The following is a 12,477-nucleotide window of genomic DNA, read 5'->3' as shown; positions in this document are numbered from 1 at the left end:
CTCCGCGGCCACAGCTTCTTGGAAAAACGCCCAGTGCTAAAGCAGCGGCAATGGTTCCCCATCTGACTGCCCGTCTCGCTCAGAACAAAGTCCTAGACCCTCCAAAGGGGAAGTCGGGAAGGTCAGGCAAGTCAGGGGTAAATCCTACGTCTAAAGGAAGCCCGTAAGGTCTGTGAATTCCGCGTCCCAAGGCAGGCCTAGTGTTGCTCTGCACTACCATTTCTTTTGTGACAACTGGATAGAGCCCCAGGTACTCCTGGCCTTCAAAGGGGGAGTCCGACTCATGCATTACTGGTAGAACAGATACACCGCCATTCTTATAACCGTCGAAGTATCCGAGTTCCCACGGCATCCACTTAGATTTAGGAGCGTTCTCAGTGGCGAGGTAGAGAAGAGTTTCACACTGCCGCATGCGGTGGCGCAGGAGTTCGGCGGTGTCGGCCGTAACGCGATTGCGATCCAGAGCCTGGTCATCAACCCAGTCCACATAGACCTTTTTGCCTTCCTCCTCCAGCAGAACTTTGATCCCAAGGACAAGCTCCGAATCCACCATAGCGTGGGAGAGGAAGATGTCGAATCGTTCCGTAACCTTGTAGTTCTTCTGTGCATTCTTAATGGCATCAATGGCACTACGGCCGCCACGCAGAGCCTGCTGTCCGACCTTACGGGCTTCTGCCTGTGTGAAGTACGACATTTCGATCTCCGTCCGGTAACCTGGCAGGTACTATACATAGAACATTACGGCCAATTGCTGGCGCAAGGCTAGAAATTGTACATCTTCGGGAATCTGAGTGCTTGACTGCAGGCTGGAGGCGTTCACGGATTGTGCTCTTGCCCCTGTATCCAAGCACTCTCAGCTGTTTCCACATACAGAACATTCAAATGAGGCAGGAAGACCTACCTCACTATGCAGCCCTGCTACTCCCCGCTAACCTCGATCAGCCCTGGCTTTCAAATTTTTAAATCGATCTTCGAGAGACAGGCGATCATAAATATTATTCAATGCCACCTCTGCGGGGGTAAGGTTTTTGCTCCGCTCCTGCCAAGTGTCGTACCATTCTTGCATCTCCTCACCGGTGACCTTTGGCAAGTGGCGATTAAACGCTTTAAAGGCGAGCAGCGCGTCTGATCTTACCGATGCAGTTGACTTGATAAGGCTTTGTGAACCATCGTAGGACTCAAAGGCCGGTGTCAAACGTCTTTTCGGAGTCTCATTACTCACATACGCGCTAAACTGGAGCTCCGAATAAATCCAGGGCGAAAATGTCCGGTCGAACTCTTGATAATCCTCAAGAGGAATTGACTTGGTTGTATTAAGAAAAATGAACAATTCAGACTGGTGAATCACTTTATGCAGAGCACCAGTCAGCATCATATGCACGCCAGCGGCCAAATCTATAGCATCACGGTAATTGTAGATAGTTCGATTTTCTTCGCGCTTAGGGTCTGCGTAGATTTCGCTGAGATCATGAAGGAGATCGTGGAAATAACCCCAGACGCAAGAATCAACAAAGACACGCAGCCCTCTTGCCTGCAACGAAACCGCCAATTCTATCGCCTTGTCCTCATCTGCATGTGAGTGAGAAAGAAAAACATCAGCATCCTGGAAAGGAAAGATGTGGTCGGCAATTTTTTGAGCGTCAATGACTTCCTTTTTCTCAAATACACCAACTAGATAGTTAGAGAGCTCATCATACCGCCCCTTAGCTTGCTCTCGAAACGCTTCAAGCTCATCTTCATCAGGTATCGATAGATGTGAATACCGATTTAACTCAAAACCTACGTACATCGAAATATCCTTAATCGAAGTTCATAGCTCCAAACGGAGGCGCTGTATCACAGAGGACTACAACTATCTGTCAGGCTCAATGGCCGTTTCATCGGCCGGGAAGTGAGGTTGGGATTATACTGAAAATCAAACCAAAAGTGGCACTTGGCCACTCCAAGCAAAGGTCGAGACTGCAGACCTTATGGCATCAACGCAAAAATGGAAGCAACCCAAGGGCTGCTTCCTTCTTTCATCAATCGTGTTTACTGGCCTACGGAGATGACAACCTTGCCAAAGGCGCCTTTCGAGAGGTGCTCATTAGCCTCGCGCGCATGCTCAAATGGGTAGATATGGTCAATCACCGGCGCGATCGCATGTTGGTTCAAGAACTCATTCATCCGATCGAACGAGGATCGAGGAGCAACCGCAATGCCGCGGATAGTGGTCTGACGAAAGATCAATGGAATCAAGCTGAGATTCGTGCTCTGCCCGGTCAGGAAGCCGATCTGAGCGATACGGCCAGCAGCCTTGGTCGCAGCAATCGACTGGTTGATGCCGTCGCCGCCGGCGACGTCCAGTAGTAGATCGACACCCTTCCCTTCAGTCAGATCCAACACTTCGGACTTCCAGTCAGGCGTTTTGCGGTAGTTGATACCGGCCTGCGCGCCGTGAACGATAGCACGGGTTAGATTCTCGTCGCTGCTGGAGGTAACGATGACCTTAGGGTGCCGCCTTTCAGAACAGCCGCGACAAAAATGAAGGGTGCCATTCCATTGTCATCCTTAAACACACCGCAAAAAGCGAAGAGTTTACCAGACAAGCAATGAATCAAACCGCCTCTAGGCTGGAGAGTGATCGGAGAACTCGGCGTCTCGATAGCCCTCGCCAGCATTCACTGGCAAGGGCTTAGCCAAAGCGTGAGGCAACGGGGCCAGTGTCGCCTTAAACCCTAGGGATCATTAGCCCTCGATCTGCCCCTTGTAAGCGTCCTGGGAAGTCACATTGCGATGGCCTACGAGCAAACGAGAGAGCTGTGCACGATGTCCAGTGGTAGGCAAGCCGTCACCTCACGCTCACGATATGAGAAACCTGCCAGGTAATCAGTTAGGAGAAGTCCAGGCCGCTCCAGCCCAATCGAGGCTTTCGGGGATCAGGTATTGATTACTCAACTCCGCCAGCCTCTGGTTGGCGACCTTATTGGCTGCATCATAAAGCGGACGTGACGACTCAATAGAAGCCGTCTGGGCACTGAAATGAGCCGGCTGCATCAGCCATTCACTGACTGCTCCAGTGTTGACTTTGACCCCCTCTTGGCCTGTCAGGATGGTCACAAACTCCTGACGTACGCGATTCCCTTGCGGCCCTTGCCACCTCAGCATGGCTCCAAACAGTGCGCCGCTGCCCTCACCCAAGTTCGGGGCGCAAACAGATCCCGCCAATCCCCCGAAGTCGTACAAGCATGCTTTGGCGAGAAGGTACTGCATCAGTGATGAGGTCAAGTCCAACATTCGGGTATCAGGGCGACGAGCAGCGAGCGCCCTGTCGACCGTGACGTCCATGCGCGAAGAAGATCTTTTGCTGAGTCCAAGCTCTTGCATCACCAGGTCTGGCAAGCGAATCCGTAGAAGACGAGGCTCGTTACTGGGGACGGAGATCTCAATGCCTAGCTGGCCAAACATCCCGGTGACAAAGCTCTGGAGATGATCAATGGTGACTGCCACCTGATCCCCCAGTTCATTGACGTCGTTTGTGGCGGCGTGGGCAAAAATTTCCCTCTGCAACTCCGCGGCCTTCTTGGCTTCCTCCAGCGCAGCGTCAATGCGCTCGCTGGTGCGCTCGATGCCAAGTTTCGTGGCTTGCTGGAGAATGTCTTCCACGTCGATGAGATCCGCTAACTCCCCAAGGATCTCATCTTTCAACCCTTCGTTGAATTCATGCTCCTGAACCTTTGCCAGGTCATCCACAACGCTATCAATTCGCCGGTACATCAAGTCAACGATGTCCTGATCGAGACTGTCCGATTGCTGGATGTTGAAGACTACGACTTTCAACTTCTGGCCATAGCGATACAGCCTACCGATCCGCTGGACAAGCCGCATCGGGTTCCAAGGCAGATCATAGTTGACCATCATGTGGCACTGCCTCTGCAGGTTGATACCCTCGCCACCTGCCTCGGTGGAGATAAGGAATCGACCGTGCGTTTCAAACTGAGAGATCGCCTCACGACGCTCAGCGTGCTGCATGGAGCCATTGATGAGAGCGACCTTGTCTTCACCGAATCGGGCGGCCAAGGCGTCTCTGAGATAGCGTTGCGTCGTACGGTACTCGGTAAAGATCAGCACCTTCTCTTCAGGGTTGCTCGCATTGATTGGCCCGATCACGTTGTCAATGAACACCGTGAGCTTCAAGTCATTGGCCATGAGCAACGAAGCGTCGTCAATGAGCCGTTTGAGAAGTTGAATTTCGCCTGCGAAAAACTCTTCTGCCTCGCCCCTCACCTGCTCTTCCCACTCACCGACGTAACGCTGATCAGTCGGCTCGCTGGGTAGCCTGTCGTCACCATAATCGTCCAGCAACCGCCGGAGGCGATTACGAAGGGCTTGGTGGATCGCAGCAGCACTGGACACTGCGAGTTTGCGATAAACCGTCATCACAAAACCAACGGTGTTCCCCGTCCGACCCATGGCTTCGCCTGCGGCATAGCCCTTACGCAGGTAAGCCTGCAAGGTCTGGTCGAAATCAATCGACTCCGGACTGCTTGGCACCTTAAGCGCAGAGGTGATTTTACCTTGAAAAATGAACTGGCCGTCCGCGTCGGTGACGTCCGCTTTATGGTTACGGTAAACCATGTCACGCAAAATCTCAGGCTTGAGGCTGAGCATCAGAAGCTCCTGCCGTCTTTCCGGGCGGAGCAACTCAAGTAATGCTACGAATTTGTCCTGCATGCCTTGGTGAGGCGTGGCACTGAGAAGCAGCATGTGCTGCGTGCGGCCCCGGAGCGCTTTGGCAAGATCGTAACGCTCAGAGCTGTCAAACTTCAGGCCATACTGTCGACGACTGAGTCGGTGGCCTTCGTCAAAAATGACCAAATCCCAGGGTTCTGCCTGAAGCAAGCTTTCCAGGTGATCAGGTTGCTTGAGGCGATCCAGCGAGCCAATCACACAGTCGTGCATCTTCCATTGACGAGGTTCGTTGACGGAGAAATCTTCGTGATAGATCTCAAATTCTTCGAGTTTGAACTTATGGTACAGCTCATCCTGCCATTGCTTGGTCAAGCCCGCGGGGGTGATTAGGAGGATACGTTTCACACGGTTCCGCTGGATCAGCGCGTGAAGCAGCATCCCCGTTTCGATGGTTTTGCCCAAACCCACATCATCTGCGATCAGCCAGCTCAGGTTGTCCGAGGCCAGGATGTGGTGCACCAAATTGATCTGATGAGGCAGCGGGTCAATTTCCAAGTGCGAGAGGGATCCTGTGTTCTCGTTCCATACCTTGATGGCATGGGCGAGTAACCGCAATCGCAACCGCTCGACGTCCGTGTCCTGCCCCAGGTGAGCTCTCAAAAACCGGTGTCTCACCCCTTTGACCTGGCGCAGGTATTGGTAAGGTAACCAATGCCGCTCTCGCTTATCTGGGAAGTCCACAAGCGCCTGCTCGCTGCCAGCCAACACCCTCTGCTGCATGATTACGCCCAGGCCTAGGGAACGCACACCCGTCCCAGGAGTACAGTCCAACACATCTTGGCCATTCTGAAAGCCTGAACTCACGGTGGCAGCATCAACGAAGCTTGCTCGGTCTGACCGGATCCAGTGCACCTGAACCTCCCCGGTCTCAGCGATCGCCATCTTGACTACGCCAAGCTCTTCCTGACCGCTGGGGGTCAAGCGCTTAACCCAACAACCCTGTACGTGAGCAAGTCTAAGCGGCTTCATTCAATAGTCCCTGTGATTCCAATCAACTAGTTACTGACACGCAGCGATTGGGGAGATCTTCGATCGCTGAGTCGAGTGTGGGTGCCGAGCATTGCTGCTCTGAGAAGTCAAAGTTGGTTTGCGATGCGACCTCCGCGAGTGGCACATCTGCCGCATGCTCGGCGCTATCAACGTTGCCAGTGGTTGATTCGGCTGGCTCATCATTGCCCTGTGCTTCCACCCGAGCGACCTCCTCCGCTTCCGATTTGATGGGAAGGTCACTGAAGTAGCAGCCAGGCACTTGCGGGTCTTTGATGTTGGGTACGCCATGTGACCGAAGCTCCTGGAGCTCCTGAATTCCCAGGTCATCCGGGACGCCAAGGTCGCTATACTCTTCCTTCGGCCAACGATAGGGTGAATCGAAGTCCCAAAAGACGCTTGGTGGAAGGACGCCTTCTATATCACCAAAGCGGTACCAGAGGTATCTTGCGAAAGCTTTGAACACACGGCGAAGCGTTGCGTTTTCATACCAGTACTCGAACAGCTGCTCCAACAGGACATCGATCTCTTCCACCTGCGGAATCGACTCAAAAGATCGGACAATCAGCAGCGCCGTACGCCAGGAGAGAGCGTGGTAAGACAAACGAGTACTGCCAGTGCTGTCGAAAGCGATCCAATACAGGTCATTGTCTGCCCAAATCACCTTGATGTGTGCAGCTAGGACAAGCTCCTTTGGCGTCAGTCCTTCATCAATCGCTCGCTCCAAAGCAAGCCTGGTGGCCCCCCACCCGCTCATCACGAAAATCTGTTGAATTAGGAAGCGCGTAGCGTGCGGCCAGTCATACCTGATTATGAGAGCAACGGCCTTTTGGAGAGCACGCTCCTCGCGGGTTAGCTGATACTCTGATGCAGCCTCTTTAGGTTCAACCTTGAAGTCGTCGTCCTCCAACAGCGAGTCTGGATCGAAGGCATAGATAGCAAACTCATCTTCAGAATCAGGATGGTATGCACCGCTGGCCGGAAGAATGCCTTCTAGCTCTCCCTCCGAGTCATAGAGCGCCAAATCAGAGAAGTCGTCCGCGGCGTTCGGGTCAAAGCTGGAATATTCCGAGTACGACTCGGCATCCAGCATGATGGTTTCATCGACGCCATCGATTTGGTCGAGGTGGAAAGCATCTTGGTCGCGAGGGGCCACCAACACGTCAGAGATAGGAGCATCGGTGAAGAAATCTGTAGATGAGCCATGCGTAACCCCTACGTCAACCTGAGAGTCCAGCTCCTCGGGGACGTGCGCTGCTGTATAGTCAGAAGCGTTGAGTGGAGTGGTGAATGATCGCGATGTCTTGCTGACAACCCGGGGCTGAGAGCCGTCTTCGCTGTCGGGTTTGATAGCTTTCGATGGGTTCAGGCTGAGCCTGCGCTTAGGCTCTTTTGGAGCGCCCTCCCGATGCGGCTGTGCTCCGTTTACAGTGCTGAGCACTTCAGTTCTTGGGTTGACCGCCTTATGCACCGACGAGCCTTCACCTTGATGCACGGGTTGCGGTTCGCCGGCTTCCCACTCTAGTGGCGCAAACTGGCGAGCGTTTACCTGGATGAACTCTAAGTCGTCTGCACTCAGCTGATCGTCTTGGCTAGACGAGTAGCCACGGGAGAATGCCCCTTGCTGGCGCCGGATGGCATCGGCTGTTTGCATCGCCTTGGCACCCTCAACGACGCGGTGCTGAAGCGTGAAGACCCGCCCCAGCAACATCAGATAGTCAGGGTCTTGGCCATCTTCAAGGGTGTCGAGCAGCAAACGCTCTGCTGCTGGCAGATCGGAAGCGGACACAAGGGCATTGAGCTCCCTGAGGAGTGCATCCTTGTTCCTGGGTTTTCTCGACGAGAGTTCGGCACCCTGAGTTTGCCGCTCCACGCGGAGCCTTTTGAGTCGCCCCTGGACTCGCAAAAAAGCGCCTGGGCGTGCTGAGACTTCTCTGATCACCGATCCCAGGGTTGAGTGTTCGGAAGACCGCAGATGAGCAGTGATCGCCACCAACTCATTGTCCCTTGCTAGCCCTTCAAAGAGCTCCTGGACTGCGGCCTCCAGTGACCCCGGCTCAGCAGCCACGTAGCGAAGTAGGTCGTCCAGCAGTTGATCGCAATCCATTGCTCACTTTCCAGTCTATCGCGGCACAAAAATGTGACTCGTAGCACACTTTAGCCGATCACCCATCATCAAGTTAAGCGAATATCGAGGCCGGTCGACAAGGGTGAGCGGTTGGCTGTTCCTGCTCCTCCACGACCCTCGGCGATGCCATGCCTACGCACTTTCATCCGACCTTTCAGAGAACTCGTCTTCGAGGCCGTATGCATAATACAGTGAGTCGAGATAGAAGCCGCCTCTGTGGCTTACACGCTCAAAATGATCCTTCAGCTCTTTACCACTGATTTTAGGCAGGTGCTCGGTTGGAATGTCGAATCCGAACGAGGCAGATTTGGGGCTATAAGATGCCTCCTTCATGGACATCTCATCTGCAAAAAAACGCTTAGATTTGGGGAGGCGATCTCTGCGGGGAACTCTGCTGCGAACCTGCGCGCTGAATGAAAGCTCGGAGTAAATCCAAGGCGACAAGGTCTGATTCCTACCAGCACTTCTCAGGGGCACCGATTTACTGGTATTCAAGAATAGAAAGCATTCCGCCTGGTCGATCATCCTGTGAAGCTCTGTCATCAAAATGACGTAAGCTGCCGCTGCAGCCTCATCACATTTTCTGTGCGAGTAATATTTCTGGTCGCCGACGATTTCAGATTCTGAGTACTGCTCATTCACAGCATCCAAAAGCTCGTCAACGCTACCCCAAACACACGAGTCGATGAATACCTCGACACCCCTCCTCTCCATCGCGACGGCAAATTTTATGGCGTTTTCTTCATCGCCATGGGAATGAGAGAGAAAAATGTGTGCCTGGCCAGTAGGGAATAAGATTTGAGAAATCTCTCTAGCACCTAATACGTCCTTACCTCCCAGCTGTGCGACAATGGCATTCGTGAGTTTGCTGATATTTAGCTTTCCAGAATTCGCCTTATAATTATCAATCTCTTGTCGCGTCACAGTGTCAAGTGACTTGAAGCCCTCTAACTCAAACCCTAAATACATTAATGCTCCTTCACTAAAATCTTTCGTCCTACGCCCAATTTCGATGCGCCACACTGATCGGAACGGCTTCCTCATTATCGCTCACTGGACGAATACGCCAGCCCATCCGGATGCACCTAGCTGGGAGATGTCACCTGCAACCCACTGGTTAGGCACCTGCCAAGCATGCTGACTTGGCAGCTTATCCACGGTTAATGGGCAGGCAAAAACCGGTTGAATAACGATGCAAAGTCTATGTCCTCAAGCTCGGAACCAGTGAAATAGTCTTTATCCCTGGCGAGGTTGAGCGCTGCACCTCCTGGTGCGGCAACCGGTAGAATGAAAGCGTCTGGATTGAACTGCCTGAAGATATCGTATTCGACCTCAACACCGTCCATCCCGCCAATGAACACAGCACCGATTAGATCTGGCCGAGAGAGCATCTGTTCGCGCATCAATAGCAAGCTGCCTTGGAGACTGTTTGGCACGGCATCTGTGTAGATCACGTTGTCAAATCGCTGGTTCTCTTCTGGGAAGCTCCCTTCAAAAAATCGGCTTTGATACAGAACCACAGAGCTTGCGTAATCAACACCGAGATCTTCACAAATGCTCCAGATCATTGGGGTGATTGCTGGATGGCCACCCCATACAATCTTATGCTGGCGAACGGCAGCGATGGCGAACTCGCGAACGGCACACTGGATAAGAAACGGGTCAGCAGTCTCAAAATACTGACCTCGCCCAGCCACTGGGATACTTGCCGAGAGAAAAATCGCCCCCATTTCTACGCCCTCCAGTCTGCAAATTGCCAGCCCGCTTCGCAGGCCTTAACCCATCGTGTCGCTTGGATGTGCTGGCCGAGCCAGTCCAAATGACTCAGCCACTGCGGATGCAGGCCTACATGGTCATAGAGTATGGCCACAGACTTATCAGGAGAGTTCATTGAAGCTTCGTGCATAGTCGTGGAGGTCGGCACACCCACCGTTGGATAAACCACAACCATTCGGTCATCGGGCAGACGTACCTGAATCCCGCGGCCGGCGCCCATGCCAATCACCTCGCCACCAATGGTCTCGATGCCGATTCGCAGATTGCTAACCAGGTTAACGGTTCGCACCGCATGGCTCTTGCTGCGGACTTCTTCAAGCTGGAGACAAATCCGGTCAATAGCGTGGTCAGTGATCCTTCCAGATTCGACATCTAGCTCGCTCGCATCGAGCTCTGCGAGGCTTGCGGTGGCCAGGCGCGCGGAACGCTGGGCTTCGGGCCATCCTACTCGAAGCACGCTGATGCCCTTGGCAAGCGCCCTCCCGAACTCGGCCGACGTCCATCGACTGCTGAAGTAGTCAGGCGTATCGAGCATCAATAGCACGTCAGAGTCGCAAAGCCGATGCCATAGCATGGTCTGAAAGTCTTCGGCCGGCGCAATGCTGTGGGTATCCAGGAAAACGTCGAAATGCCTGGCAGATAGCGCATCGAACATCTGCAGCGCAGCCTGCCTGGCCTCGTCTCGCCGATAGCTGACAAAAACCCGTCTCTGCTTTGGTAGCAACCCGGCACATTCCAATAGCGCCGTGGCGACACGTTTTGCCCCACCGTTGGCGTAACACAAGCAATTCAACGGGCGCAGAATGTCCGGGACTTCAGTCGACACTCGGCCCAGGTCAGACACGACTGGGACAACAGGAACACCGCCTCGCAGCAAGCTCGATAAGCTAGGATGATCCGCGCCCACCCCACCAAAAAACACTACAGCAGCTGATCGTTGCTGGTGGGGAGTGAAGGTCGCAGGAACGATTTCCCAGCCGATTTCCTGGCCCAACCTCAAGCCAAACATGGAAACCGCATCTGCTACAGCGCTTTCAAGCTCAGAAATTTGCGCTGCCGAGGGTGCTCCCAAGACAGCTAGCTGATAGATGAATGACATGACAGCCCCGCAATCGGACTCATTAAGCGCCAATAATCAAACGGACACCGGGAGGGTTAACCTCTCAGTGCCCATGCCCACTCAGAAACGCTCCCACGGATCAACATGCTGGCCATCGAAGAACCTGGAACGCACCTCCGCAAAGTGCTCTTTTGCAGCCTCATTGCCTCGTTGCGCCATGTCTTGAATTGCCTCGGCGTCATCCATCTTGATTTCAACAGGGGTCTGCTGGTTAACGCGTACGTGGCGCGTTGGGCCCAGGAAGCTCTCGGCTAGTGCCAGGGCACCATGCTCTTGGGCGGCAAAAAAGAGATCAACGCTGTGGGGGGCCCAGCCAGCCTTGCCCTTACCGAGTTGGTCGGTGAAGTCACTTTCGCTACTGAGCGTGCCGATGCTCAGCACATCGATCCTGTCTAGAGGGATTTTCAGGTAGCGAACCGCTTCCGCCAGCGCCGGGAGGATAGGGTTATTAGCCCAGACGCCTCCATCGAGGAACGTCTCCAACGCGATAGGGCCATCGAAGGTGACTTCATCGAAATAGGTAGGTGCAGCTGAGGAAGCCAAGGCGGCATCGACGGCTGAGATATCTCGGTAAGCTGTGCGATCTGGGCTATGAGGGGTAACGATTGCCTCTGCCTGCCCATGCTTGGCCCTGACAGTGGGAATCACCAGACGGCACAGGGAGTCTGCAGCCAGCGTTTTGTCACCATAAACCTCTTTTAGCAGGCCCCGGAGCGTGGCTGAGTCGTGCTTGGATTTAAGCCAGTGTCGTAGCTTACGATCTGCCGGGAAAATCTGAGGGCCCTTCTTCTCGTAAAATTCAAGGATCTCACGAGGCTTTAGCCCCATCGCGAGGCCAATGGCGAGAATCGCTCCGGTGGAGGTGCCGGCAACTAGGTCGAAATGTGAAATGAGGTCGTTTCCGCCACCGGCCTTCAGCATGTCGTCCCACTTGGCCAAGACTGCCGCGGTGAAGGTACCTCTCAGCCCTCCTCCGTCGAGCGCCAAAATGCGGAAGTTGCGGCCGCGCGAAATGTTGCGGCGAGTAAGGGGGAGGTTTTTCAACTGTTCGACAATCAGATCTACGACCTGGTCTACAGACGTGCTTTCTGCAATGACCTTATTGGCATCCTCAGACAACCCGTTGCGCAGGCGAGACAGCAACGACTGATCTTCCTTGAGATAACCTGCGATTGCCCCGCCGAAGCCCGCGACGACAAAACCAGGCTTACCGAGCTCAAGCATTGCATCGAGCTCATTGGGAACGCCCGCTTTTGCTTTGTTGACGTCCCACCATGCGCCCCCCACACAGATGACGGCGTCGGAACGATCAGCCATCCAATCACGCATCGGGGTCAGACCGTCTGCCGCTGTGCCAGTGTTATCCGCGGGCACGATCTCTACAGAAGCGAAAGCTCTCTGCTCTTCAATTTCAGTGGTGTATTCGTCGGTTGAAAAGCTTTTCGCTCGAACTAGCGTAAGCGCACCTTTGCTACCACCCGCCTGGATGAAATCCTCTGCAGCCTTCTGCAGTGGCGCAGTGAATGATGGATGACTTCCATGGACAATGGAGCCTCGTTCGCTGAAGACCTTCGCTGCGAGTTTCTGAACGAAAGCAGCAATCTCTGCTTTTGATTCTTTATTTGATCCGGACAGGTGGATCCTGACGCCGGCCAGGCGCTGTGTGACAGCCATGTGCGATACCTAAGTGATCCTAATGTCTATTGCAGCGACCAGCTACAGCTAGGGGCGCATT

General features: G+C 53.9%; 8 protein-coding genes and 1 pseudogene. All 9 read right to left on the bottom strand.

The annotated features are described in order from the left end of the window. Positions 1–79: 79 nt before the first annotated feature. Positions 80–694, bottom strand: a complete 615-nt coding sequence (locus ACM6IM_RS05520; RefSeq protein ID WP_414864444.1) for a toll/interleukin-1 receptor domain-containing protein — start codon at positions 692–694, stop codon at positions 80–82. A gap of 234 nt (positions 695–928) precedes the next feature. Further along, positions 929–1,789: a hypothetical protein gene (locus ACM6IM_RS05515; protein ID WP_338507327.1), complete on the bottom strand. Its 861-nt coding sequence runs from the start codon at positions 1,787–1,789 to the stop codon at positions 929–931. Positions 1,790–2,031: 242 nt separating this feature from the next. Beyond that, a pseudogene (locus ACM6IM_RS05510) lies at positions 2,032–2,487 on the bottom strand (zinc-binding dehydrogenase); the annotation flags it as partial. 381 nt (positions 2,488–2,868) lie between these two features. Continuing rightward, positions 2,869–5,700: a DEAD/DEAH box helicase gene (locus ACM6IM_RS05505; protein ID WP_414864443.1), complete on the bottom strand. Its 2,832-nt coding sequence runs from the start codon at positions 5,698–5,700 to the stop codon at positions 2,869–2,871. A 22-nt stretch (positions 5,701–5,722) separates the two neighbouring features. After that, the gene (locus ACM6IM_RS05500) at positions 5,723–7,825 is read right to left on the bottom strand and encodes a hypothetical protein (protein WP_414864442.1); all 2,103 of its coding nucleotides are present in this window, start codon (positions 7,823–7,825) and stop codon (positions 5,723–5,725) included. 153 nt (positions 7,826–7,978) lie between these two features. Further along, complete coding sequence (locus ACM6IM_RS05495; protein ID WP_414864441.1) at positions 7,979–8,815, bottom strand: hypothetical protein; 837 nt, start codon at positions 8,813–8,815, stop codon at positions 7,979–7,981. A gap of 191 nt (positions 8,816–9,006) precedes the next feature. Beyond that, on the bottom strand, positions 9,007–9,576 hold the full coding sequence (locus tag ACM6IM_RS05490) for a hypothetical protein (protein ID WP_134722322.1): 570 nt from the start codon (positions 9,574–9,576) through the stop codon (positions 9,007–9,009). Between the two features lie 2 nt (positions 9,577–9,578). Continuing rightward, the gene (locus ACM6IM_RS05485; RefSeq protein ID WP_373940514.1) at positions 9,579–10,721 is read right to left on the bottom strand and encodes a toll/interleukin-1 receptor domain-containing protein; all 1,143 of its coding nucleotides are present in this window, start codon (positions 10,719–10,721) and stop codon (positions 9,579–9,581) included. 81 nt (positions 10,722–10,802) lie between these two features. After that, positions 10,803–12,416 carry a CBASS cGAMP-activated phospholipase gene (locus ACM6IM_RS05480; protein WP_338507319.1) on the bottom strand — a complete coding sequence of 538 codons (1,614 nt, stop codon included), beginning with the start codon at positions 12,414–12,416 and terminating at the stop codon, positions 10,803–10,805. Between the last annotated feature and the right edge of the window lie 61 nt (positions 12,417–12,477).

The sequence above is a fragment of the Pseudomonas sp. IT-P12 genome (assembly GCF_949767465.1).
Taxonomy (GTDB): domain Bacteria; phylum Pseudomonadota; class Gammaproteobacteria; order Pseudomonadales; family Pseudomonadaceae; genus Aquipseudomonas.
The sequence above is the reverse complement of the archived record's forward strand: the minus strand, read 5'-3'. Positions and strand labels throughout refer to the sequence as shown.